General features: G+C 64.0%; 18 protein-coding genes and 3 pseudogenes. 9 read left to right on the plus strand and 12 right to left on the minus strand.

Translation table 11 applies throughout. The features are described 5' to 3' along the window. Window positions 1-128: 128 nt before the first annotated feature. The 5 genes and pseudogenes from FBQ73_RS18175 to FBQ73_RS18190 all read left to right on the plus strand — a co-directional run bounded on the left by FBQ73_RS18175 (window position 129) and on the right by FBQ73_RS18190 (window position 5,756). Window positions 129-1,148, plus strand: a complete 1,020-nt coding sequence (locus tag FBQ73_RS18175) for a dihydrodipicolinate synthase family protein (protein WP_138400910.1) — start codon at window positions 129-131, stop codon at window positions 1,146-1,148. A 12-nt stretch (window positions 1,149-1,160) separates the two neighbouring features. Continuing rightward, window positions 1,161-2,628, plus strand: a pseudogene (locus FBQ73_RS18180) (NAD-dependent succinate-semialdehyde dehydrogenase). An 83-nt stretch (window positions 2,629-2,711) separates the two neighbouring features. Next, a complete protein-coding gene (locus tag FBQ73_RS18185) occupies window positions 2,712-3,518 on the plus strand; it encodes a VOC family protein (RefSeq protein ID WP_210236818.1) in 807 nt (268 codons plus the stop codon). A gap of 66 nt (window positions 3,519-3,584) precedes the next feature. After that, window positions 3,585-3,764 carry a VOC family protein gene (locus FBQ73_RS22940; protein ID WP_210236819.1) on the plus strand — a complete coding sequence of 60 codons (180 nt, stop codon included), beginning with the start codon at window positions 3,585-3,587 and terminating at the stop codon, window positions 3,762-3,764. Window positions 3,765-3,932: 168 nt separating this feature from the next. After that, window positions 3,933-5,756: an FAD-dependent monooxygenase gene (locus tag FBQ73_RS18190; RefSeq protein WP_138400911.1), complete on the plus strand. Its 1,824-nt coding sequence runs from the start codon at window positions 3,933-3,935 to the stop codon at window positions 5,754-5,756. Between the two features lie 80 nt (window positions 5,757-5,836). On the opposite strand, the gene FBQ73_RS18195 is transcribed toward FBQ73_RS18190, so the two are convergent. Together FBQ73_RS18195 and FBQ73_RS18200 are read right to left on the minus strand one after the other, a co-directional pair. Next, window positions 5,837-6,421 (minus strand): TetR/AcrR family transcriptional regulator, encoded by a 585-nt coding sequence (locus FBQ73_RS18195; RefSeq protein ID WP_170218965.1) that lies wholly within the window; start codon window positions 6,419-6,421, stop codon window positions 5,837-5,839. A gap of 252 nt (window positions 6,422-6,673) precedes the next feature. Next, a pseudogene (locus FBQ73_RS18200) lies at window positions 6,674-7,036 on the minus strand (integrase core domain-containing protein); the annotation flags it as partial. A gap of 141 nt (window positions 7,037-7,177) precedes the next feature. Here FBQ73_RS18200 and FBQ73_RS18205 point away from each other — a divergent pair. Further along, window positions 7,178-8,317, plus strand: a pseudogene (locus tag FBQ73_RS18205) (IS110 family transposase); the annotation flags it as partial. Between the two features lie 197 nt (window positions 8,318-8,514). Here FBQ73_RS18205 and FBQ73_RS18210 read toward each other — a convergent pair. From FBQ73_RS18210 to FBQ73_RS18235, 6 genes are all read right to left on the minus strand, one after another. Then, window positions 8,515-9,756, minus strand: coding sequence for an ABC transporter substrate-binding protein (locus FBQ73_RS18210; protein ID WP_138400914.1), 1,242 nt, complete (start codon window positions 9,754-9,756; stop codon window positions 8,515-8,517). 72 nt (window positions 9,757-9,828) lie between these two features. After that, on the minus strand, window positions 9,829-11,649 hold the full coding sequence (locus FBQ73_RS18215; protein WP_138400915.1) for an acyl-CoA dehydrogenase: 1,821 nt from the start codon (window positions 11,647-11,649) through the stop codon (window positions 9,829-9,831). A gap of 41 nt (window positions 11,650-11,690) precedes the next feature. After that, entirely contained in the window at window positions 11,691-12,473 is a 783-nt protein-coding gene (locus FBQ73_RS18220) for an SDR family oxidoreductase (RefSeq protein ID WP_138400916.1), read from the minus strand. Further along, window positions 12,470-14,566 carry a 3-hydroxyacyl-CoA dehydrogenase NAD-binding domain-containing protein gene (locus FBQ73_RS18225; protein WP_138400917.1) on the minus strand — a complete coding sequence of 699 codons (2,097 nt, stop codon included), beginning with the start codon at window positions 14,564-14,566 and terminating at the stop codon, window positions 12,470-12,472. The genes FBQ73_RS18220 and FBQ73_RS18225 overlap by 4 nt, the downstream gene beginning before the upstream one ends. 107 nt (window positions 14,567-14,673) lie before the next feature. Beyond that, on the minus strand, window positions 14,674-16,323 hold the full coding sequence (locus FBQ73_RS18230) for a long-chain fatty acid--CoA ligase (RefSeq protein WP_138400918.1): 1,650 nt from the start codon (window positions 16,321-16,323) through the stop codon (window positions 14,674-14,676). Window positions 16,324-16,420: 97 nt separating this feature from the next. Continuing rightward, a complete protein-coding gene (locus FBQ73_RS18235; protein WP_138400919.1) occupies window positions 16,421-17,602 on the minus strand; it encodes an acetyl-CoA C-acyltransferase family protein in 1,182 nt (393 codons plus the stop codon). A gap of 177 nt (window positions 17,603-17,779) precedes the next feature. Between FBQ73_RS18235 and FBQ73_RS18240 the strand changes: the two genes are divergently transcribed. Further along, window positions 17,780-18,517, plus strand: a complete 738-nt coding sequence (locus tag FBQ73_RS18240; protein WP_138400920.1) for a FadR/GntR family transcriptional regulator — start codon at window positions 17,780-17,782, stop codon at window positions 18,515-18,517. Between the two features lie 49 nt (window positions 18,518-18,566). Here FBQ73_RS18240 and FBQ73_RS18245 read toward each other — a convergent pair whose 3' ends face one another. Beyond that, complete coding sequence (locus FBQ73_RS18245) at window positions 18,567-19,484, minus strand: alpha/beta hydrolase (protein ID WP_138400921.1); 918 nt, start codon at window positions 19,482-19,484, stop codon at window positions 18,567-18,569. On the opposite strand from FBQ73_RS18245, the gene FBQ73_RS18250 reads away from it, so the two are divergent. Together FBQ73_RS18250 and FBQ73_RS18255 are read left to right on the plus strand one after the other, a co-directional pair. Further along, on the plus strand, window positions 19,438-20,331 hold the full coding sequence (locus FBQ73_RS18250) for a TetR/AcrR family transcriptional regulator (protein ID WP_170218966.1): 894 nt from the start codon (window positions 19,438-19,440) through the stop codon (window positions 20,329-20,331). The two genes, FBQ73_RS18245 and FBQ73_RS18250, sit on opposite strands and share 47 nt — an antisense overlap. A 170-nt stretch (window positions 20,332-20,501) precedes the next feature. Further along, window positions 20,502-21,734 carry an ABC transporter substrate-binding protein gene (locus FBQ73_RS18255; protein WP_138400923.1) on the plus strand — a complete coding sequence of 411 codons (1,233 nt, stop codon included), beginning with the start codon at window positions 20,502-20,504 and terminating at the stop codon, window positions 21,732-21,734. A 105-nt stretch (window positions 21,735-21,839) separates the two neighbouring features. Here the strand turns inward: FBQ73_RS18255 and FBQ73_RS18260 are convergent, their stop codons facing one another. From FBQ73_RS18260 to FBQ73_RS18270, 3 genes are read right to left on the minus strand one after another with little or no spacing between them, the layout of a single operon-like run. Beyond that, window positions 21,840-22,424: an isochorismatase family protein gene (locus FBQ73_RS18260; RefSeq protein ID WP_138400924.1), complete on the minus strand. Its 585-nt coding sequence runs from the start codon at window positions 22,422-22,424 to the stop codon at window positions 21,840-21,842. A 27-nt stretch (window positions 22,425-22,451) separates the two neighbouring features. Then, on the minus strand, window positions 22,452-23,318 hold the full coding sequence (locus tag FBQ73_RS18265) for a pirin family protein (RefSeq protein ID WP_138400925.1): 867 nt from the start codon (window positions 23,316-23,318) through the stop codon (window positions 22,452-22,454). Further along, window positions 23,315-23,566 carry a hypothetical protein gene (locus tag FBQ73_RS18270; RefSeq protein ID WP_138400926.1) on the minus strand — a complete coding sequence of 84 codons (252 nt, stop codon included), beginning with the start codon at window positions 23,564-23,566 and terminating at the stop codon, window positions 23,315-23,317. The genes FBQ73_RS18265 and FBQ73_RS18270 overlap by 4 nt, the downstream gene beginning before the upstream one ends. Window positions 23,567-23,868 lie beyond the last annotated feature (302 nt).

Below are 23,868 nucleotides of genomic sequence, written 5' to 3' on the forward strand. Positions count from 1 at the left end.
AAGCTGGATTAGCCAGGAGGGGCAACGTCAGGAGAAATGGAAAGTGCCGAAGATCTCGGCGCAGACACCAAGCGTTGATTTGTGCACGGTCACCAAATAGCAGAAGCTCATTTATCAAGAGTGAAATCATGCATCAGTACAAAAAGAACGACGCGCGTGCATGGGCACGCGAACACCTCAAAGGGTGCTCCGCGGTAACGATCCCAAGCTACACCTCCGATCTGAGGCGATTGAACCAATCCGGGATCCGTCACGACATTGATCTAGTCAGAAAACTGGGGTTTTCCTACACCTTGCTGTGCACGGAGGTTGCAATAACTCCGCAGGAAAACGCGTTGTTCACTTCGATCGCTAGGGAGTCTGCGGGATCGGAGTTCGGCATATTTTTCCACGCAGCGTTTGGAACCTTGTCGGAAAACATCGAGGCGGTAAAGCTGGCCGAGAAGTCCGGGGCAGACATTGTTCTCTTGTCCTACCCTAGCCAGTTCTGGCCAAATTCGGAGCGGGAGATCTACGACTACACCAGGGAGCTCTGCGATGCCACCGAGCTCGCCGTCATGCTGTTTCCTCTCCCGCTCTGGGGCTTTGAGCGCGTGCATCCTGCGGGGATGTCGGTAGATCTGGTGCGACGCCTGCTTCGGGATTGTCCCAACATCGTCGCGATCAAGGCAGAGCAGGGCTATCCGCTGATTGGTGGAGTATGCGAGATGTATCACCATTTCAGGGAGGAAGTCGTGATCAGCTGTCCGATCGAGTCGGACGCCATTCCCTTGATGGGTCTGATGAAGCTGCAGTTCTCGGGAACAAGCAACACGCAATGGATGAGCGACTATTACCCAAGAGCTTTTGCGTTGGCGCGCGAAGGAAAGTTCGCTGAGGCGATGGAGCTGTACTGGCAAGTCAGTCCAGCACGGAATGCGAACGCTGCGGGAGCCCATGCGTACATTGGTGGGACGTCTGTTCTCAACCGAACGATGTGGAAGTACCAGGATTGGCTAGCCGGGTTCAATGGTGGTCCGCTGCGTGCGCCGGCGATGCGGGTGCCGGACAAATTCATGAAGGGTTTCCGGCAGGGACTTCAGGCGAGCGGACTTCCTGTGACCGACGATCCGGACCACATGTTCATCGTGGGCCGGCATCCAGATTGAGGGCCGCTGATCATGAAGAAGCTATTGAAAGATGCTGCGCTCTGGCGCACCGGCGCACTGATCGACGGCCGCTGGATCGAAGACATGCCAGCTGGCAAGTATGTCGTGCACAACCCGGCGAACGGGGAGCCACTGCAGGCGCTGCCGCGCTGTCAGGAAGCCGAGACCGTCGCAGCTGTTGAGGCCGCGGATCGCGCGTTCCGTGAATGGCAGACCACCACCGCCAAACAGCGCCATGAGATCATCAACCGCTGGTACCAGTTGATCGTTGAGAGCCGTGAGGATCTCGCCACTTTGATCACGTTGGAAGAGGGCAAGCCCCTGTCGGAGGCGCGCGGCGAGGTGGACTACGCCGCCTCCTTCGTGCAGTGGTTTGCCGAAGAGGCCAAGCGCGTGCGCGGCGATGTGATCCCGGCGCCGCGCGAGGGCCTGCGCATCGTGGTGCTCAAGCAGCCTGTGGGTGTGTGTGCGGCCATCACGCCGTGGAATTTTCCCGCTGCGATGATCACGCGCAAGGCCGGCCCGGCGCTAGCTGCAGGTTGCTCCATGGTGGTCAAGCCTGCCAGCCAGACGCCGTTAACCGCCTTGGCACTCGGTGAATTGGCCCTCCGCGCGGGCGTACCGGCGGGCGTGTTCAACGTGGTAACCGGCAATGACACGCGTATTATCGGTAGCGTACTCACGGGGCACCGCTTAGTCCGCAAGGTCACGTTCACCGGTTCGACAGAAGTGGGGCGAGTGTTGCTGCTGCAGTCTGCCGCGACCATCAAGAAGTGTTCGATGGAACTGGGCGGCAACGCACCGTGCATCGTGTTCGACGACGCCGACCTGAAGACCGCGGTCGAGGGGGTTTTGGCGGCCAAGTTCCGCAACACTGGACAGTCGTGTATCGCAGCCAATCGCGTGCTGGTGCAGGACGGTATCTACGACGCACTGGCCGAGCGGCTCGCTCTTCGTGCTACACAGCTAAAGGTCGGGAACGGGTTGGACGACGGGGTGCAAATCGGGCCACTGATCGACGGCGCGGCCGCCGACAAGGTGCAGACATCTGCGCGATGCGGTGGCCAGTGGCGCCAAGGTTCTCGCCGGCGGACAGCCCCATGCGGCTGGCGGAGCATTCTTTGAGCCGACGGTGATCGCGGGAGTCACGGCGGGCATGGCGATTGCGCGTGAGGAGACGTTCGGACCGGTGCTGCCGCTACTTCGCTTCAAGACCGAGGCCGAAGCGATCGCCTTGGCCAATGACACCGAGTTTGGCTTGGCAGCTTATCTGTTCAGTCGTGACCATGCGCGTATCTGGCGTGTCGCCGAAGCGCTCGAATCGGGCATGGTGGGCATTAACTGCGGCCTCATCTCGAATGAGGTGGCCCCGTTCGGCGGTGTCAAGCAAAGTGGCTTAGGCCGCGAAGGTTCGCAGTACGGCATGAACGAGTTTCTGGAAACCAAGTACCTCGCCTGGGATGGTGTCACGTCCCAGTGAGCGAGACCGCACATCTTTCTTAGAGGAGCGCGCCACCAGACGCCCGCCCTAAATCCTACCAACTAAACAGGAGGAGACAAGCCATGCCCACCCATGGGAATTCCGAACTGGGCTATACGGCGGCAGACCGCAGTACCACCTTTGCACGCCATGAGATGCGTTCTGTTCACGAATCTAGTGAGCAAAAGAATACACAAATGGGCCAGCGTCTGTTGACCCACCTTCGGCATGTCGACATCGCGGTGCCAGACTTCGAAAGGCAAGTTGCCTTTTACACCGAGACGTGGGGTCTGACCATCGCCGATTCTGATGCCGGAATCGCCTTCCTCGCTGCCGAGGGTTCCCCTGAACGCTACTCAGTGCGCATCCGACGGGCCGAGGAGAAGCGACTCGACCTCATCTCGTTTGGAGCTGAGACCGAAGCCGACGTCGACCAGCTCGCCCTGGTGTTAGGCACCGCTGGGATCCAATTGGTCACCGAACCCGAAAGGCTCCGTACGCCCGGAGGGGGCTATGGCTTCCGCTTCTTCGACGTTGACGGAAGAGTCATCGAAGTATCTGCGGACGTGGCACGGCGAATGCCTCGAGCGATCGAGAAGGGTGAGTCGATCCCGGTCAAGCTGTCGCACGTGGTGGTAAACTCCCCCAACATTGGTATCACGCGCGCCTTCTACGAGCGGCATCTCGGTTTCAAGCTCTCCGACACGCTGGCACACCCGAGTGCAGGTGATCTCTTTCATTTCATGCGAATCGACCGGACGCACCACTCCATCGCCTTCGCACAAGGACCACACACCTCGGTCAATCACCTGTCATTTGAGATGCGTGGCCTGGACGAGTACATGCGCGGTACCGGTCGACTGCTCCGCGCCGGAGCGTCAAAGCTCTGAGGTCCTGGTCGACACCGGATCGGCAACAACACCTTCTCCTACTTCCTCGATCCTCACGGAAATGTCTTGGAGTACACCACCGAACTTCAGGTCATCGACGAAGACACCTGGCACCCGACCATCCACGATGCGACCGACCCGATGACGGCAGATCAATGGGGCATTGCTGATCCGATATCCGAAGAGGTGTTCGAGGAGATGCGCAACGATGTTGACAAGGGTGTCTTCACAGCACCTCCGGTGTGATGACATTCCTCGCGGAGTCGGAAGCGACTTCGCTCCGTCTGCCGAAGTAAACACCCTTCGTCTCCAGCATTGATGCGCGGGACTTCGCAGGATAGGCGATGCTCATTCATGCGCCTCGGAGAGTTGGCGCTCGAACGCGATGTAGCTCAGATTACGGAAAGAAAGTAGGTGCAACCCCAGGTAGTTACCCCTGGCGCCAAGGCGCACTTCAAGCATATACCTGTCCTCATTGTCGGAGCCGGAGTTGCGGGGCTCACCGCATCCATCATGCTCTCGCGAATGGGCGTGGACCACATTCTGCTGGAGCGGCGGCGCGCGGTCCACGGCCTTCCTAAGGCACACATCGTCAGCGCGAAGACGATGGAGATCTTCCGGCAGTTGGGGCTCGACGAGGAGTTCTACCGTCGCGGCGGACCCATCGAGCGCTTCTCCCGGTTCAACTGGATGACGTCCCTCGCAGGTCCGACACCGCTCCATGGGCGAGAGATCGGCCACGTGGACGCGTGGGGCGGTGGTGAGGACGTCACGCGTTACGCAAATGCAACACCGTGTGAGTACACGAATCTCACTCAGATCCAGGTCGAGCCACTCCTGAATGAGGAGGCCAAGCGCTGTGCGCCGGGTCGAATCCAGTATGGCCAGGAGCTGTTGAAGCTCAAGCAGGATGACTCCGGCGTGACGGCGAGGGTCCGGAATGTCGAAAACGGTGTGGAGTGGGAGGTCCGGTCGGAGTTCGTGCTAGGCACTGACGGCGGCCGGTCGGTGGGCCGTGAGGTCGGTGTTGGCTGGGTTGGTCAGCAGGAGCTCGGCCAGGCCTTGATTATCCATTTCAGCGCGCAACTGCACCCTTGGATCAAGGATCCCCGGCAGGCCATCACGATCTTCCTCTCACCGGACAACATCGGTCACGGCCTGTGGAGTGGAGCGCTGGTAAAAATGGGACCAACCCGTTGGGGCACGGACTCGGAGGAGTGGGTCTGCCACATCGGCATGCCAGAAACCGGCATTCCTCAGGATGAGGCGGTCGTTGTTGACATGCTTCGCACAACCATCGGAATTCCAGACCTTGAGCCTGTCATCCATTCAGTGGGCGGGTGGTCCATCGGAGGCGTCGTCGCCGAGAAGCTCCATATCGGGAGGATCCTACTCCTCGGAGATTCTGCACACCGCCACCCACCGGCAGGTGGCCTTGGGCTCAACACGGCGGTCGCCGACGCGCAAAACGCCACCTGGAAAGTCGCGCAGATCACCAAGGGCAACGCCACCCTCGAATTGCTCCACAGCTATGAGGAGGAGCGCCTCCCCATTGCCCGCACAGTCGTCCAGCAGGCACTCACCTGCTTGGGACGCCAGACTGAGGAAGTCGCCGCAGTTCTCCGCGGGTTCGAGCGGGGCCAGGCGGGTTGGAATGCGCTGGACCGCTTCTTCGCTGACTCGCCCGAGGGCGAGCAGTTGCGAACCGAAATGGCACAGATGTTCCGCAAAACCAACTTCGGCACTCGGATGCTCGGTGTGGAGCTGGGTCAGCAATACGTCGGCGGAGGGATCGTTTCGGACGGAAGTAGGCCCAAGCCGAATCCCGACCCGATCATTGAGTACGTCCCTGAGGCGCGTCCCGGTCACCGGGTTCCGCACGCCTGGATCTACCGCGGCTCGCAACGGAAGTCGACCATCGACCTGGCGGTCATAGATCGGTTTGTCCTTGTCACACAACCAACTGCACGACGTGAGTGGCTTGAGGCGATCGCGGCTGCGGCGGGCGAAGTCGGCACTCCTATCGATCTCGTGACGATCGGCGAGAACGGTGACTACGAGGACTCGATGAACAACTGGGCAGCCCTGAACGGCCTGAGCGAAGGGGGCGCAGTCTTGATCCGTCCGGATTCCTTTGTTGGCTGGCGAACTGTCGCCCTCCCGAAGAACCCTGGCCAGGAGCTTACCCAAGTCTTAACCACCATCCTGGGCAAGGCAAGGGCACTCACACACGCGTGAAGTTGCAGAAGTGACACCCCGATTGGGAGGAGGCTCTTTCGCTTGAGAAATAAGCCTCCTCTTGGACTTCCCGTGTTTGTTTATCCGACGTCCTTGCCTCGCCGGATGTCGATTCCGTCGAGAAAGTGTTGAACAACGGCTTCCGCCTTCACCCGCTGTTCGGTCTCACTAACAGCCTTGCCCAGAAGGGCCCAGAGTTGCAGGTCCTGTACCAAAGCTCCAACGAATATGCGTGCCGAAATGTCCGCATCGGGCACAAGGACGTCGCCCTTTGCCGCGTGTTGGCGAAGCAATTGCGCAACCGTTTCGTAGGCCCTCAGCGGCGCGTTCGTTAGGAAAGCTTCTGAGGCGTTCGGCGCTCTGGCGGCTTCCGATATGATCAGTCTGTGCAGCGCCAGCGCGCGAGGTGACAGGAGGACCTCAATGATTTTGAGACCGATCGAGGTGAGTGCCGCCCGGAGATCGTCGGAGAGTGGCACTTCCCGAAAAAGATCCGCTCGCTCTGTCGCAAGCTTTTCTACCGCCCGCCGGAACAACGTCTCCTTGTCCCCAAATAGGGCGTATATATCTCGCTTCGACCCGCCGACGAGCGCGGTGATTGCGTCGATGGAAACGCCCTCGTACCCGCGATCGAGAAACAATTCCGCCGCGGTGTCGATGATCACCGGTGCCTGGCTGGAGACAGATACGAATCGCCTCGGCAGGGCCTTCCGCTCTCCAGTTTGCCTTTGCGCAGACTTCACCATGGAAATGGTATTACACATTACCATATAAATGGCAAGCTCTTACAACCCACAAAGGGTGACAGCCATGATACACCACGTCAGCCGTGTGTCGTCAACGAACTGCGCGCCGGAACATGGTTGCCGGCGCGAAGCACGAGCAGGCCTCGTGACCTGCCCCCGCCGGTCCCTCAGTCATTGTGAGAGTCCAGGGATTTGGTAGCTGATCTCTGACGCCGGCGGTAGCGGCCGGTCGGCGGAGCCTTCGAGGTTGCGCAGCCGTCCGGCCGCGTGGTGCAGCCGCACCGCTTCAGGGGTAAGCCCGCCGTGGGCCGAGTGCGGCCGGATATGGTTGTAGTCGTGCCGCCAGCGCTCGATGACGACGCGGGCCTCGGCCAAGGTGGCGAACACCTCCTCGTTCGAGCACTCGTCGCGTAGCTTGCCGTTGAAGCTTTCGACGAAGCCGTTCTGCTGCGGCTTGCCCGGCGCGATGTAATGCCATTCCAGGCCGGTGCGGTTGGTCCATTCCAGTATGGCCCGGCTGGTCATCTCGGTCCCGTAGCACATCAGGAAGGAAGGAGCCTCAGCCGGCGCGCGGAGCCATTGCGTCACGCAGCGCGCCGGCTGAGGCGGTCATGGTCGGTCAGCAGGTCTCTAAAATGACGGTGTTCAAAGCCTCATTCCGGAGACGGACCCACCATGACCACTTTGCATCCTATGCCCGATGACGTCGTTCTGGTGGCGATTGATATCGCCAAAGCGCGGAACGAGGTGCTGATCGAGACGCCCGGCCAGAAGCGGCGGCGGCGCATGACAGTCCTGAACACGCGCGCCGAGCACGATCGGCTGATCGTGTTGTTGAAGGGCTTTGACCGGCCTGTCGCCTGCGCCATGGAGGCGACAGGCAACTATCACCGGCCGATCGCCTGGCGTTTGCGCGAAGCCGGCTTCCAGGTTCGTCTGGTTTCGTCGGTGGCCCTGGCCCGCACGCGCGAGGCCCTGCACAACGGCTGGGACAAGAACGATCCCAAGGACGCCCAGGTCATTCTCCACATGCTGCGGATTGGGGCCTCGCAAGCCTACCATGACCCGCTGGCCGCCGGCATCAACGACGTCCAGGAGCTATCGAAGACCCACGAAGCGATCGCCGGCGCCAAGACCCAGGTGCTGCATCGGATCCAGACACATTATCTGCCGCTCTACTTCCCGGAGCTCGACCGCTTCCGCCAGAACAGCCGAAGCGATTGGTTCTTCGCCTTCCTGGATCGGTTTCCCACGCCGGCCAGCATCACGGCATTGAACAAACCCGCGTTCATTGAAGCCGCTTGGAGCGTCGTCGGCCGGAAGGTCTCGAAGGAACGCTTGCTCGGCGACATCTACGAGACGGCCAAGACCTCCATCGGCCTGCCCATCCCACTCGAAGCACCCGCCATCCGCATGTTCCGGCTTGTCATCGCCGAGGCGCGCAGTTTGATCCGCCAGCGCAATGAGATCGAGGCCATGGCCGACCAGCTCCTGGCCGAGAGCCAGGACTATAAGCGCCTGGGACAGATTCCAGGGATCGGACCTATCATTGCCCTCGCCATTCTGGCCGAGGCCGGCGATCTCCGTCGCTTCGGCCATCATCGCCAGTTCCTGAAGTTCTGCGGCCTGGACCTCTCGACCCAGCAGTCGGGCACATACCGCGGCCAGACCAGGTTGTCGAAGTATGGAAATGCACGTCTTCGGCGCAACCTCTGGCTCGCCGGTCAGGTTGCGATCCGGCAGAAGGAGAACAGTTTTCGCGACAAGTTCGAGCGCTACAGCCTCCTGCTCGCGCAGCACGCCGATGATCTGCGTCTCGTTAAACCTGCTCTTTTTCACGTCCGTCTCCTTGGGTGACGGACTCTCACTCAAATCGAGGGATCAGGAAGGGGGCAGGTCACTCGCAAGCGCGCGAAAGCCGATGTGGGCGCCCGCCGGACCGGACAAGATCACAACGTTGTCGGGATAACGTCCTCGTATCCGAAACCGCTGGATCCAAAGAATTGCGCTGCCTAGCGCGCGCTCGCATATGGGCAGTTGCTCTCGCTCAAAGGACGGATGATCTCCTCCGCGGGCATCTCGCGCACCGCCTTGAGATAGTCCCACGGGCCATTGGAGTCCGCAGGCGACTTCACCTCGTAGAGGGTCATGCCCTTCATGAGGCGACCATCGGCCCGCACCTTCGCGCCCCTGGCGTAGAAGTCGTTGACCGGAAGCTCCCGGATCTTCTCGGACACCTTCACCGGATCGTCCGTGCCAACCGCCTCCACCGCCCTGAGATAGGCGAGGACCGCGCTGTAGACGCCGGCCTGCAAGTGGGTAGGGGCATTTGTGGTCCCGCGCTCGGCGCGCCAACGGCGGGTGAACTCGCGCGAGGCGTCGTCCTGATCCCAATAGAAGGGCGCCACGAACTGGAGCCCCTGCGCCGTCTTCAGCCCCAGGCTGTGCACGTTGGTGAAGTAGAAAGCGGTGGCCGCGAGCTTCTGGCCACCCTCCACGATGCCGAATTCGCCGGCCTGCTTGATGGAGTTGATAGTGTTGTCGGCCGCGTTGAGCAGGGCGATGACCTTGGCCTTCGACGCCTGCGCCTGGACGAGATAGGCGCTGAAGTCGGTGGTCGTCACCGGGTGACGCGCCACGCCGACGATCCTGCCGCCCGCCGGCACCACCACACGCTCGATCTGCTGCTGCAGGGAGTGGCCGAACGAATAGTCGGCGACGATGAGGAACCAGCTGTCGCCACCCGATTTCACCGTCGCGCGCCCCATGGCATTGGCTATGGTGGAAGAATCATAGTTCCAGACGAAGCCGGTGGGCGAGCAGTTCTCGCCGAACAATTTGTCCGTGACCGAGCTGACATTCAGGATGACCGCCTTGTTCTTGGCGAGGTCCTGCACGGCCAGCGAAACCGCCGAATTGCCGAAATCGACCAGGGCATCGACCCCGTCCACGTCGATCCATTTGCGGGCGATGCTGGCGCCGATGTCGGCCTTGTTCTGGTGGTCCCCGACCACCAGTTCGACGGGTTTGCCCAGCACCTTCCTGCCGAAGTCCTCGATGGCGAGCCGGGCGGAGGCCACCGAGCCCGGCCCCTGGGGATCGGAATAGGGGCCCGCCTGGTCGTTCAGCACGCCGATACGGACCACGCCGTTCGACGGTTCCGCGACACAGGCGCCCGCCAGCGCGACAGCGCCGACCGCCGTGTATAGGACCGCAAGACCCAGTCTTTTCTTCACAGACTCATTTGCGAACATCGATTCCTCCCTTGCTTTCCGACGTTGTCACCGTTCGGACTTTCTTCAGGTTGCGATGGAATGCGGGGCAACTCAGAACAGTTCGGCGCGCACCTCGGACAACAGATGCGGGGCGGCGCGCAGCGGCGAGAGCCAGCCCGGGATCTTCGGCAACTCGTAGGCGGCGAAATACCGGGCGGTGGCGACCTTGCCGTCCACGAGCGATGCCGGCAGGCGATCGCGCGCCGCCTCTGCGGCAAGCGCCTGGTCCAGCCAGAGCCAGCCCGCCACCAGGTGGCCGAAGGCGGAGAGCACGGCGGTGGCGTTGTCCAGGGCTCCGGTTCCCGTGGGATCGGCGACCAGGGTCTGCGCCATGTCCGCAACCGCGCCGCGCGCCATGTTCAGCACCCGCCCCGGCTCCGCGAGGACAGCGGACGCCGCGGCCCGCGCGATCGTCGCATCGATCCGCGACAGCAGCAGCGTGAAGGCTTCGCCCTTGTCGCGGATGAGCTTGCGACCGACGAAGTCAATGGCCTGGATGCCGGTGGTCCCCTCGTGGATCGGGTTGAGGCGGTTGTCGCGATAGAGCTGCTCCACGTCGAAGTCGCGGGTGTAGCCGTATCCGCCGTGGATCTGGATGGCGATGTCGCTGGCAGCCAGGCCCCATTCCGAGCTCCAGGTCTTTGCCACCGGCGTGAGGAGGTCGAGCAGTTGCCGCGCCTCGAGATCGTCTGCCGCCTCGGCGAGGTCGGCGAGATGGAAACAGTAGAGCACCAGCGCCAGGGACCCTTCCGCATAGGCCTTCTGCGCGAGCAGCATCCTTTTCACGTCGGCATGGGCGATGATGGGGATCGGGCGCATGTCCGGTGTCGCGCCGCGCGGGCGGCCCTGGGCGCGCTCGCCGGCATAAGCGACGCTGAGGCGGTGGCTGCGATAGGCGAGCATGGCCGCGCCGAGTCCGACCTGCAGCCGCGCCTCGTTCATCATCATGAACATGATGGCGAGCCCATGCCCGGGCGCGCCGACGAGGTAGCCCACCGCACCCGACGCGCCGCCCGGCCGGTGGCGCTGTCCCTCGCCGAAATTAAGGAGGCAGTTGGCGGTGCCGCGATACCCCATCTTGTGGTTGAGGCCGGCCACGACCACGTCGTTGCGTTCGCCGGCGAAGTCGCCGGGCACGACGAGGGTCTTCGGTACGGCAAAGAGTGAGATGCCGGTTGTTCCGGGCACGAGTTTTTCCCCTTCGCCGGGGATCTTCGCCAGCACCAGATGGCAGATGTTCTCCGAGGCGTCCTGATCGCCGCCGGAGATCCACATCTTGTTGCCGGTGAGCCGGTAGCGCCGGCCGAGGCCGTCCTCCCCGTCCACGACCGCGCGGGTGGTGATGTCGGCGAGGGAGGAGCCCGCCTGCGGCTCGGACAGGCACATGGTGCCGAAATAGCGGCCCTCGATCTGCGGGCGCGCCAATGCATCGATGAGCGCTTCGCCGCCGAAGGTGGTCAGGAGGCGCGCATTCGCCACCGTCAGCATGGGATAGGCGGCGGTGGCGATGTTCGCCGCGAGGAAATGGGCGAACGAAGCGGCCGCCACCGTCAGCGGCAGCTGCATGCCCCCATGCTCATGGGCGAAGCTCTGGCCGAACAGGCCCGCCTCGGCATAAGCGGAGAGCGCCACGCCGATCTCCGGCAGGATGTGGACCCCGCCCTCGTCGAGCGTCGGCTCCTCCATGTCCGCCGTCTTGTAGTGGGGAAGGAAGTGGCGCGAGGCGACGGTCTCGCTCAAGTCGAGCAACGCCGTCAGCGTCTCGCGGTTGATGTCGGAAAAGCGCGGGACCTCGGCCAGCCGGTCCGCGCCCAGCCAGTCGAGCAGAAGAAAATCCAGATCAGCACGGCGGATCAGCGTTGCGGAAGTCATGGGTGTTCTCGTGTTTCGATTCAGAACAGTGGCATCCGCGCTCAGACCGCGGTCATGCCGCCGTCCACCGCGAGGGTCTGGCCGGTGATATGGGCGCCGGCATCGGAGGCGAAGAGCAGCGCCGCCCCCTTCAGGTCGCTCTCGCCGCCGAGCACGCCGCGCGGGGTCACGGAAAGGAGCTTCTCGCCGTGCCTGTCGAGGGTGCCGGCCGTCATCTTCGAGGGGAAATATCCCGGCGCGAGGGCGTTCACCGTGATGCCGCGCGCGCCCCATTCGGAGGCGAGCGCGCGCGTCAGGCTGATCACGCCGCCCTTCGAGGCATTGTAGGCGGCGGTGCCCTCCATGCCCGGCAGGTTGCCCGTCAGGCCGGCGATGGAGGCAATGTTGATGATCCGCCCGTAGCCCTGCGGCAGCATCGCCCGCGCCGCCACCTCGCGCGTGAGGTCGAAGAGGCGGTTGAGGTTGAGGTCCATCACCTTGGCCCAGCCGTGCGGTGGATAGGCTTCGGCCGGAGCGCCCCAGGTCGCGCCCGCATTGTTCACTAGGATGTCGATGCGCCCCGTCACGGCGAGCGCCGCCTCCACCAGCAGAGGAATCGAGGCCGGATCCGAGAGGTCCGATACCAACGTGGTGCAGGCGGTGCCCAGCCCTTCGAGGTGGCGTCCCGCATCCGCCAGCTCACCGGCCTTGCGCGCGGTGATGACGACATGCGCGCCGAACTCGCCAAGCGCCTCCGCCATCTGCAGGCCAATGCCGCGCGAGCCGCCGGTGACGATGGCGACACGGCCGGAAAGGTCGAGCAGGCGATGCAGATCATTGGTCATGCCACGTCTCCATTGAGGGCGGCGAAGCCCGTGCCGGCCTCGGCCGCACGGCGCAGCAAATCGGCGGGCGTCCAGGCCCAGCCCTGGTAGGCGCCAGCGAAGTCCTCGATGCGGGAAAGGACGTGGGGCAGTCCCACACGATCGGCATAGAACATCGGCCCGCCCCGGAATCGCGGGAAGCCGTAGCCGCAGACCCACACCGTATCGATGTCAAGGGGACGCGCGGCGATCCTGTCCTCGAGGATGCGTGCACCCTCATTCACCAGCGCATAGACACAGCGCTCGACGATCTCTTCGTCGCTGATGGGGCGGCGGGTGATCCCGAGGCGGCGCGATTCCTCAATCACGAGCGCGTCGATGGCCGGGTCCACCTCCGGCTTGCCGCCCCTTGTGTAGAGATAATAGCCGGCGCCGGTCTTCTGGCCGTAGCGGCCCATCTCGCAGATCAGGTCGGGGATACACGAATAGGGCCGGTCGGGCTGCTCTACTGCGCGCCGCTTGCGGATGCTCCAGCCAATGTCCTGGCCCGCAAGGTCCATGGTGCGCAGCGGCCCCATGGCCATGCCCCAGGCCTCCATGGCGGCATCCACCTGCTGCGGCAGGGCGCCTTCCTCCAGCAGGAAGTAGGCCTGGCGCAGATACTCCTCGAACATGCGGTTGCCGATGAAGCCGTCGCAGACGCCCGAGACCACGCCCACCTTGCGAATCTGCTTGGCGAAGGTCATGGCGCGCGCCAGCGTGGAGGAGGCTGTCTTCGCGCCTTGCACCACCTCCAGCAGCCGCATGATGTTCGCGGGGCTGAAGAAGTGCGTGCCGACCACGGACTGCGGTCGGTTCGTGAAGGCCGCGATCCTGTCCACATCCAGCGTCGAGGTGTTGGAGGCGATCACCGCGCCCGCGTCGGCGAGCCGGTCGAGCGCCTCGAACACCTGCTGCTTGACGGAAATATCCTCGAACACCGCCTCGATCACGAAGTCCGCGCCGCGCACGGCCTCCATGTCGAGGGAGAAGCCGATGAATGCGCGCTGCGCCTGGCCCGCGGCCTCGCTCATCCGACCCCGCTCGACAGCACGCGAGATGGTGCTTTCCACCGAGGACCGGGAGCGCTCCAGCGCCGCGGCGTTGGCGTCGATGACGGTGACGGGAAGCCCGGCCTGGGCCACCGCCAGCGCTATGCCCGTCCCCATGGTGCCAGACCCGATGATGGCCACTGCGCGCACCGGGTCAACCTTCAGCGCCGGATCGAGCCCCGGCACCCGCGCCACCGCGCGCTCTGCGAGGAAGGCGTGGCGCAGGCCGCGCGCCGGCTCGCTGATCAGCAGGCGGTCGAAGATGCCATATTCGGCTTTCAGACCGCCGTCGAAGCCCTGCACGATGACAGCCTCGATGGCGTCGAGAGCGCCGCGGACCGCGTCGCCCGGCGCACCCCGAGGCGCCTTGCCACGCGCCTCGGCGATGGCTTCCGGCCCGCCCTCAGTGGATATCTCCTGGTCGCGGCTCCTGCGGCGGCCGTCGCTCGCCACCGTCCGGGCGAAGGCAACGGCCTCGGCGCGGACATCGTCTCCCGCGAGGGCGTCCAGCAGCCCGATGCGGTGCGCCTCGGCGGCGCTGATGACCTTGCCGGTTGTGATCAGCTGCACCGCCTGTGCGGCGCCGGTCAGGCACGGCAGCCGCTGCGTGCCGCCCGCGCCTGGAATGAGGCCGAGCGTCACCTCGGGCAGGCCAACCTTCGCATCCGCCGTGGCGATCCGGTAATCGGTCGCGAGCGCCAGTTCCAGGCCGCCGCCGAGGGCGCCGCCTTGAATGGCGGAAACCACCGGTTTTTTCAGGCCGTCGAGCACGTCGTCGAGCCGGCGTGCCGGCCCCGCGATCGCCTCGGGATCCTTGTCGAACTCGGCGATGTCGGCGCCAGCGGAGAACATCCGCCCCTCGGCTGCGAGCACGATGGCCTTGATTGCGGGGTCGGCGTCGAACGTGCGCAATGCGGCCTCGATGGCCTGGGGAATGCCGGCGCTCGCCGAGATGGGATTGAGGGGCGGATTGGAAAAGACGATGATCCCGACCCCATCCTCGATATGCGTTTTGACCGGCACGATGCTCCCCTCCACTCGCTCTTCCCGGAATGGCCTGCAAAAGATGCGGAACACCTGGGCAAGCACTTCGGCTGAATGTATGAAGTAATTTCGATCTTCACGGACTGTCAGTGCGGCCTGTTGATCATGTAGTCCGCAAACTGATGGCGTACTTCGGCTTTCAGAAGCTTCCCCGTGGCCGTGTGGGGCAGCTCCTGCACGAAGACCACATCATCCGGGACCCACCACTTGGCGACCTTGCCGCCGTACCAGTCGAGAATCTCGCTCTTCTCCACGACCCTTCCCGGCTTCAGCACCACCAGCAGGAGGGGGCGCTCATCCCATTTCTGGTGGCGCGCGGCGATGACCACCGCCTCCTCGACCGCAGGATGTGCCACGGCGATGTTCTCGAGCGCGATGGAGCTGATCCACTCGCCGCCCGATTTGATCAGGTCCTTGGTGCGGTCGACGATCTCGAAATAGCCTGAGGCATCCTGCGTGACCACGTCGCCGGTGTGGAACCAGCCGTCCATCGTGAATGCAGCGTCCTGGCTTTGGCGCTTGAAATAGGCCGCCGCGATCCAGGGCCCGCGTATCAGCATCTCGCCCGTCGCAACCCCATCGGCGGGCACCTCAGCTCCGGCATCGTCCACCACCTTCATCTCGACACCGAAGGTGGGACGCCCCTGGCGGCGCTGGGAGGCGAGCCATTCCGACAGCGGCATGTCCTTGTTCTCCACCTTGCGCTGGTTGAACAGGCCGCAAGGGGTTGTCTCCGTCATGCCCCAGGCGTGGTTGACGGCGATGCCGAATTCGTCATGGAAAGCGGTGGCGACGTGGGGCGGGCAGGCCGCGCCGCCCACTGTGATCCTGAGGGGCTGGGGGATCGCGGGGCGTGTCGCGCGCAGGCGCTCCAGCACGCCGAGCCAGACGGTGGGCACTGCGGCCGACCATGTCACACCCGTCGTCGCCATCAGGTCGCAGAGGTCGGCCGCCTGCGGCCGTGGGCCGGGCAGGACGAGGCTGGCTCCCACCATGGGCGCGCTGTAGGGCACGCCCCAGCCATTGACGTGGAACATGGGCACCACCGGCATGGCCACGTCCACCGAGCGCAGGCCGAAGAAGTCCGGCAGGTTGGTGGAATAGCCATGCAGCACCACGGCGCGGTGCGAATAGAGCACGCCCTTGGGGCTCCCCGTGGTCCCCGACGTGTAGCAGAGGCTGACAGCCTCGTTCTCGTCGAAGCGCGGCCAGTCGATCTCGGCGGGCTCCCCGGCGATCAGCGTCTCGTAGGAGATCACCTCCAGATGCGCTTTCAAAGCGGTCTCGGGCACCTCCTCGTCCCCGCCCAGCACCACGAGCGTGGCGACGCCCGCAATCCGCAGCTGCGGCCCCAGATCTTCCAGGACCGACACCTCGAGCGGGTCGACGAACAGCATCGCGTCCGTGGCGTCGGCGATGATGTAGGCGATCTGTTCCTTGAACAGGCGCGGATTGATGGTGTGGCAGATGGCGCCGACGCCGGCGACGCCGTAATAGAGCTCGAGGTGCCTATGGTCGTTCCAGGCCAGCGTGCCGATCCGCGTCCCCGGGGCAATGCCGCGCCGCTTCAGCGCATGGGCGAGCTGGGCCGCCCGGCCCTCGATCCCGGGATAGGAATGGACGACCCGGCTGCCGTCCGCGCGGCGTGTCGTGACAGTGGCATGGGTATGGTAGCTGGACGCGAAACGGATGATGTCCGACACGTTCAGGTCGCGGCTCTGCATCAGGCCCTTCATTGTCGTTTCTCCCTGGCACCCTTATTTTTCTTCATCGAACGGGGCCGCCCTCTTGCGGAGCAGCTCCCTGTCAGGTCGGTCTACTGCCCGGCTGTCCTCACACCCGCTCGAAGATGGCGGCGATGCCCTGGCCACCGCCGATGCACATGGTCACGAGCGCGTAGCGCCCGCCGATGCGGTGCAACTCATAGATGGCCTTCACAGTGATGATGGCGCCGGTCGCCCCCACGGGATGGCCGAGGGAGATGCCCGAGCCGTTGGGATTGACCTTCGCGGGATCGAACCCGAGCTCCCGCGCCACGGCGCAGGCCTGGGCGGCAAAGGCCTCGTTGGATTCGATCAAGTCGAGGTCCGCGACGGAAAGCCCCGTGCGTTCCAGCACCTTGCGCGTCGCGGGGATGGGGCCGATGCCCATCTCGTCGGGCGCGACGCCGGCATGGGCGTAGCCCACGAGGCGCGCGAGGGGCTTGAGCCCCATCCTCTCGGCAAGCCCGGCCTCGGCCAGCACCACCGCCGCCGCGGCATCGTTGATGCCGGACGCGTTGCCGGCGGTCACGGTGCCGTCGGCCTTGAACACCGGCTTCATCTTGGACAGGACATCGACCGTAGTTTCGGCGCGCACGTGCTCGTCCGTGTCGAAGATCTTCGTGCCCTTGCGGGAGACGATCTCCACCGGCACGATCTGCTCGCGGAAGCGCCCCTCGGCGATGGCGTGGGCGGCGCGGCGGTGGCTCTCCGCGGCAAGCGCATCCTGGTCCTCCCGGCTCACCTGCCGGCGGGCGGCCACGTTCTCCGCGGTGATCCCCATGTGGATGTCCTGGAAGGGGTCGTGCAAAGCGGCGAGCATGTAGTCCACCATGCGCCCATCGCCCATGCGCTGGCCCCAGCGCATGCCGGGCAAGATGTACGGCCCCCGGCTCATGGCTTCGGCACCGCCGCCGATGGCGACGTCGGTGTCGCCCAGCGCGATCGTCTGAGCCGCGGAGACGATCGCCTGCAGGCCCGAGCCGCACAGGCGGTTGACGTTGAAGGCCGGCACCTCCTGGGGAAGGCCTGCATTCAGCGCCGCGACGCGGCTCAGATAGGCGTCCTTGGGCTCGGTCGGGATGACGTTGCCGAGGGCGACGTGACCAACCGCGTCAGGCGCGACGGCGCTGCGCTCCAGCGCGGCCTTCACGGCGGTGGTCGCGAGCTGCGACAGGGGCACGTCCTTGAGGGTCCCGCCGAAGGTGCCGATGGCCGTGCGCGCAGCGCCGACGATCACGATGTCACGTGTCATTTCCGCTTCCCTGATCCCGCCGGCCGCCGTTCCACCCCGTGGGCGAGGGTCTTCCTCACGGTCCGGCGCACCTCATTTTGAAACCGTCTTACGTCATGTTGATTTGTTGGACAATGGAACATTTGCACAACGTGGTCCAGGATGATAATGCCGGCCAGCCCCGATCGAGATTGCGCCATGTTTCAACGTATTGAGCCCGTCCCGGCCTATCGCACCGTGTGCGACGCCATCGAGAAGCAGATCATGACCGGTCGCCTCGGCGCCGGAGATCCCCTGCCGACGGAAACGGAGCTCGCCGAGCAGTTTGGCCTCGCCCGGCACACCGTGCGCGAGGGCCTCAGGATCCTGGAAGAAAGCGGCCTCGTTGGTCGCGAGGCCGGCCGGCGGCTGTTCGTGAAGGCGCCGCACTATTCCGACCTCGCGCCGCGGGCTTCGCGCGCCCTCGTCATGCAGCGCGTGACCTTCGAGGAGCTGTGGGAGGTCTCCATGTCGCTGGAGCCCAGCGCCGCTGCGCGGGCCGCCGCCCGGATCGACGCAGAGCAGATCGCGCAGCTCGAAGAGAACTATCGCCACATGGAAGAGGAGCGCGCCGCAGGCCGCTCCATCATCGCTCTCGACGTGGAGTTCCACACCCTCGTTGCCGAGATTGCCGCCAACAAGGCGCTTCTGCTCGCTCGCGAGCCCATTTCCCAGCTGTTCTATCCGGCGCTCGCCAAGCTGTTCGCCCATCCGCTCAATTGCGAGACCGGGCCGCGCCGCCTCGCGCAGGCGCACCGGCGCATCATCGACGCGCTCAAGGCGCACGATGCTGGGCAGGCCGAGCTGTGGATGCGGCGGCACATGGTGGATTTCCGCCGCGGCTACGAATTGTGCAGCTTCAACCTCAAGGATGCGATCGCCTTCGAGGGCGCGTGACGCCGGATGGCGGAAGCCGGAGCATGTCTCCGGCTTCCTCGGGTTGCGTTCAGGCGTCGACGAGATGCTTCCTGATGAAGGCGGAAGCCGCGGCGCCGGCGCGGGACAGGTGGTCCTGCTGGGAGTAGAGGCTCATGTGCGAGACCTTGGGGATCACCGCCAGCTCCTTCTGCGCCGATGGAACCGAATGGTAGGTAGCGATCTCCAGATCCCACAGGGTGATCTCGTCGCCCTCGGCGATCACGAACAGGATGGGCTTGTCGTAGATGCGCCGCGCGAACGGGCCCACATCGTAGTTCAGAAGCAGCTCGGTGCTCTCGATCGTGCTCCAGTGCTCGTGATTGGGCGCCTCGCGGGCCTTGATGTCGTTGAACACCGAGTGAATGGTCGGGAACGGCCAGGTCGACAGTTCCGTCGGCGGCGTCAGCGAGGACATGGGCATGCGCCCGTCATGGCCCTTCGCCCGGCCCCTGCGATCCTCCAGGAGCAGGTCCTCGAGATCGTTGAAGCGGGTGGAGCCGTGGGTCCGGCGCATGGTCTCGTAGCCGTTGACCACCGGAATGTTGGAGACCGCGAGCTTCACCCGGCTGTCGATGGCCGCCACGGCGATAACGTGGCCGCCGGCATAGGAGATGCCCCACACGCCGATGCGCCGGGGATCGATCTCGGGCAGCGTCTCGGCATAGGTTACGGCGCTGCGGAAATCCTCGATCTGTTCCCACGGATCGATGTGCTGGCGGCGCGTGCCGCTGCTCTCGCCGAAATTGCGGTAGTCGAACATGAGCACCGCGGCGCCGGCCGCCACAATGCCCTTGGCATAGTGCGGCATGACGATTTCCTTGACGTAGCACCAGCCCCCTCCCATCACGACGACGGGCACCGGACCGCTCGCGCCGTCCGGCACGATGAGAATGCCGCTGATGATGTGGCTGCCGCTCTTGAACTCGACCTTCTTCTGGCTCGGCATGTCCTGCTTCCTCGACCTGCTTTCGAATATTATTGGTCAGTCGTCCAACCAAATATCGAGGACGGTCGGGCCTGTCAATCGGTTGCCGCGATCCCCCCGATGGGCGATCATGGATAATGCCTGTGCAGAACAACGGCGAGGGATCGTGAAAAAGAAAGCAGTTCCGGATGCAGGCCCTCCGACGCGCGAGCGCATCTTGAGTGCTGCAGAGCATTTGTTCGCCACTCACGGATACGACGCCACCTCGCTGCGCGATATTGCGATCAAGGCGGAGACGCGGATCGGCCTCGTCTCCTATCATTTCCAGAACAAGGAGTTGCTGTACGAGACGCTCATCGAGCGCCGATCGGCCGAAATCGGCAGGAGACGTCTCGGCCTGCTGACCAGGGAGCGCAAGTCATTCCTGCCGGCCGCAATTCCCGCCGAGCGGATCATCCACGCCTATACATGGCCCTTCCTGGAGCTGTCCCATAGCGCCGGGGCGGAATGGAAGAGCTATACGAAGATCATATCGAGCGTTGCCAATTCACAGCGATGGACGGGGCTTCTCAGCACCTATTACGACCCGGTCGCCACTGTCTTTCTCAACGAGCTCCGCCGCACGTTCCCGACCTGCTCCGAGGCGAAGCTCGTCGCCGGCTTCACCTTCATGGTCAGCGTGATGCTCGGAATCGCGGCCGAGACCGGACGGGCGGACCAACTGTCCAATGGAGCCATACGCTCTACCGACATCGGCCGGATCTTCGACATGATGCTGCCCTTCCTCTCCGCCGGCTTCGAGCGCCTGGGCGATGCGGACGACGGCATGGCCGTGGGAGGGCGGGGCTTGGCCCCTTCCTCTGAGTGACCATTGGACAGGTCCGGGACATTTTTTATTGACATCGACACCGTCCCAAGTTTTGGTCGGACGACCAACTAATGGTTCGGCGCGGATGTCGGCCGGGATTGCACGCGATCTCCGGCCGGCAGGCCCGAAAGCCGATCGGTCGCCGCAGGCCACAATCAAGGGATGGAAACATGCGCATCACAATCGCCACCGCTGCGGCCCTGCTGGGCGTCCTTCTTTCCGGTGCGCCCGGAGCATGTCTCGCGCAGGAGCAGCGTCTCAAGGTCAGGATCGGCGTCCTGACCGACCTGTCCGGCCCGTTCGCCGATTTTGCCGGCAAGGGCTCCGTGATCGCCACGCAGATGGCGGTGGACGACTGCCTCAAGGCCGAGTGCAAGGGCATGCAGGTCGAAGTGATCGCCGCCGATCATCAGAACAAGGCCGATATTGCCCTCGGTATCGCGCGCAAGTGGATTGATACGGAAAATGTGGATGTGATCGGGGACGTGGTGAACGCTGCCGTGCAACTGGCGGTGCAGTCACTTGCGCGGGAGAGGCAGAGCTTCAGTGTGCTCTTCCCGGGGGGCACCGCGCGACTGACCAACGAGGACTGCTCCCCCGATACGTCGGTGCAGTGGATGTGGGACACTTACAGCCAGGTCGCGGGTGCGGTGAAGCCCCTGGCCAAGCCGGGCACCAAATGGTTCTTCCTTGCGTCCGACTATGCCTTTGGCCATTCACTGCAGAAGGATGGCACCGAAATCATCAACGCGCAGAGCGCGCAAGTTGTCGGCGCGGTGCGGCACCCGTTCCAGACCAGCGACTTCTCCTCCTTCCTCCTCCAGGCCCAGGCGTCGAGCGCGAATTTCGTCGCGTTTGCGAACGCGGGAACCGATGCAACCGCCTCGATCCGCCAAGCCTCGGAATTCGGCCTGCAAACGAGCGGGAAGAAGCCCGTGGCCCTGTTTCTGACCCTCCCTGACGTCAAGGCGCTCGGCCTCGCGGCCGCAGCCGGGACGCAGCTGACCGAAAGCTTCTATTGGAACGTCGACGACCGGACCCGGACCTGGTCGTCCCGCTTCGCTGAAGTTGCCGGCAGCGGCAAGATGCCATCCATCAGCCATGCGGGCGCCTATTCGGCAACGCGCCACTACCTGAAGGCGGTCGCGGCGCTGAGGTCCAAGGCCCCCAAGGCCGTCACCGCAAAGATGCGTGAGATCCCGGTGGAGGACGATATCGTCCGCAACGCCACGCTGCGCCCGGATGGCCGCCTCGTCCATGACACGTACCTGCTGCAGGTCAAGACGCCCCAACAGTCGAAGTCCGAATGGGACGTCTACAACGTGATCGAGGTCATTCCCGGTGAGCAGGCCTTCCGCCCGCTGTCGCAGAGTGCCTGCCCGGCCATCAGGAAGGCCGGATGAGCGGAGCACGGTCTTCATCGACTTTGATGTCGCCAAACCGCTGCGCCGATTCGGGCCGGGCGCAGCGGAGAGCTATCCAGCAACAGCCCGTCGAGGCGCAGCGCCTTACGCCGTCAGCGCTTCCATCAGCACCTGCACCAGCTGCCCGCCTTCGGGGGTGCCCCAGCTTCCAGCCAGTTCGGCAATGACCTGGTTGGTGCTGGTGAGCGTGACGCCACCCTTGTCCATGCGCCGCAAGGCGATGTCGTCGGCTGCCTTGGTGGGCGAAGCGCCGGCGTCGGCAACGACCTGAACCTCGAAACCATCGCGTACCAGGCTGAGCGCCGGATAAACGGTGCAGACGTCATTGGTGACACCGGCGACGATCAGCTTCTTGCGGCCCGTGGCCTTGACGGCGGCGGCAAATTTCTCGTCGTCCATAGCATTGACGATGCCCTGGCGCTTGATGCGGGCGGAGAATGCGTCGGGCAGGATGGTTTCCAGTTCCGACAAGAGCGGGCCCTGTGCATATTCTTCCATGCTGGAGGTCAGCACGGTGGGGATTTTCAGGATCTTTGCAGCCTTCGCCAACATCAGCGCGTTGCGCTTCAGTTCCTCGAAAGGCATGGACTTCGCCCAGCCCATGGTTCCCACCTGATGGTCGATCAGCAGCATGGCGCTGTTGTCGGCGGTAAATTTCTCGTATGCCATTGTGGTTCTCCTTGGAGTTGAGCGGGGTCATGCGCCCCGAGAATACCGACTGGGCGCCAGTCCGCTTGGCAGCGCGCCAAACTCGCCACGCTGGTAAGCAGCGAAGGCATCAGCCAGCGCCTCTGGTGAGGCCATCCCCATTGACCCGTGCCAATGCACGGGCTGGAGCAAAGGACGGCCTGAGAACGCCACAGCCTTGGCGCGGCCCTGTCGTGCCTCGATCGTGAGGTCCCGAGAACCATGGCCAGCCGGATAGATAGGTAGCTGAGGCTTGTTGCTGTCGAAGCACTCGCCACAGATGGTCAATGTGCCGTGGATCGGCATGACGAAAGCGTTGTGACTTGCCTCGACCGGGAGAACCAGTTCGGCGCCGTCTTCAAGGAGGATGTCGAGCAGGTTGACCTCGGTCGGTGGCGTCAGCGGCGACCGTGTCTCGCGATACCGGCCAAGCGGCACGCGAATCTTGACACCGGGCAGTCGGACGACGGGGACATCCAGCGATGCGAGGCTCAAGGCGAAGGGGGCCGCACCCTGCCGCTCGCGCGGCAGATTGACGAAGATCTGCAGCATATGCACCGTCTTGCCGCTCTCCGCCGGGACTTCCTCGTGAACCACCCCGCGACCGCCTGTGGTCCAGTGAAGACCGCCAGGCTGGATGAGCGTGCGATTGCCGAGCGAATCGCGATTGTCGATTCCAGTTTCCGAGTCCAGAAACAGGTAAGACACCGCTGAGAAGCCGGCATGCGGGTGTGGAGGAAATGTCGGCGCGCTCATCCAGGCATGATCGACCCCAAGGAAAGGGTCGATCAGCCCAGCGATTTCGCCGCCGTGCAGGCGGCTTGCACGAAAGTCGCTGCCACGGTTGGCGCGGTGCAGCCTCGCAAGTGTTGTCACGGCTCACTCCTTGGGCCGGAGTAGCCGCGGAGGACAGGGGCGTCCGGGCAGCCTTTGCCCATGGCGACGAGAAAGACGCCCTCGCTGATGTTCAGGCCGGCACCAACTCGCGGGCCGTCGTATGTTGTGACCTTGTCGGTGGGCACGCCATCGTCACCGCTCGACCGGGCGCGCGTCATCGGCGCCACGGAAAGGCAGCTCGGAAGCTGCAGCCGGCGGATGCGGGTGGGCTTGAACAGAACACTCATCTGGAGGTCACCCCCTCGATAGTGCCCGAGAAGATGGCGGCTGCTGCGCGTGGGATAAACATGGCAGAATGAGAATCATTGATCCGGTGATGGATCAATGATGAGAGGTGCTAAGGCTCCGACGCCACTCACTCGCTGAAATCACGAAAGAATGAAACTTCGACCTGCCTCCGGGGATGCTCGGCATGGTCCGCTCCACCTTGTCCTGCGAGGTCGATGTTCTTGAGAAGATGAATGGGGGCCGCCAAGCCACCCCACGGCGGCATATCCGACAACCCTGATCACTTTGCTCCACTTATGGA

This window comes from Xanthobacter autotrophicus (genome assembly GCF_005871085.1).
GTDB classification, from domain to species: domain Bacteria; phylum Pseudomonadota; class Alphaproteobacteria; order Rhizobiales; family Xanthobacteraceae; genus Xanthobacter; species Xanthobacter autotrophicus.

What these genes read in the sequence shown, in the direction of transcription:
- FBQ73_RS18250 (WP_170218966.1), top strand. Translation starts at nt 19,438, where the DNA reads ATGATGTGGCTGCCGCTCTTGAACTCGACCTTCTTCTGGCTCGGCATG.
- FBQ73_RS18270 (WP_138400926.1), bottom strand. Translation starts at nt 23,566, where the DNA reads ATGAGTGTTCTGTTCAAGCCCACCCGCATCCGCCGGCTGCAGCTTCCG.
- FBQ73_RS18255 (WP_138400923.1), top strand. Translation starts at nt 20,502, where the DNA reads ATGCGCATCACAATCGCCACCGCTGCGGCCCTGCTGGGCGTCCTTCTT.
- FBQ73_RS18260 (WP_138400924.1), bottom strand. Translation starts at nt 22,424, where the DNA reads ATGGCATACGAGAAATTTACCGCCGACAACAGCGCCATGCTGCTGATC.
- FBQ73_RS18245 (WP_138400921.1), bottom strand. Translation starts at nt 19,484, where the DNA reads ATGCCGAGCCAGAAGAAGGTCGAGTTCAAGAGCGGCAGCCACATCATC.
- FBQ73_RS18215 (WP_138400915.1), bottom strand. Translation starts at nt 11,649, where the DNA reads ATGACTTCCGCAACGCTGATCCGCCGTGCTGATCTGGATTTTCTTCTG.
- FBQ73_RS18220 (WP_138400916.1), bottom strand. Translation starts at nt 12,473, where the DNA reads ATGACCAATGATCTGCATCGCCTGCTCGACCTTTCCGGCCGTGTCGCC.
- FBQ73_RS18185 (WP_210236818.1), top strand. Translation starts at nt 2,712, where the DNA reads ATGCCCACCCATGGGAATTCCGAACTGGGCTATACGGCGGCAGACCGC.
- FBQ73_RS18240 (WP_138400920.1), top strand. Translation starts at nt 17,780, where the DNA reads ATGTTTCAACGTATTGAGCCCGTCCCGGCCTATCGCACCGTGTGCGAC.
- FBQ73_RS18175 (WP_138400910.1), top strand. Translation starts at nt 129, where the DNA reads ATGCATCAGTACAAAAAGAACGACGCGCGTGCATGGGCACGCGAACAC.
- FBQ73_RS18235 (WP_138400919.1), bottom strand. Translation starts at nt 17,602, where the DNA reads ATGACACGTGACATCGTGATCGTCGGCGCTGCGCGCACGGCCATCGGC.
- FBQ73_RS18230 (WP_138400918.1), bottom strand. Translation starts at nt 16,323, where the DNA reads ATGAAGGGCCTGATGCAGAGCCGCGACCTGAACGTGTCGGACATCATC.
- FBQ73_RS18210 (WP_138400914.1), bottom strand. Translation starts at nt 9,756, where the DNA reads ATGTTCGCAAATGAGTCTGTGAAGAAAAGACTGGGTCTTGCGGTCCTA.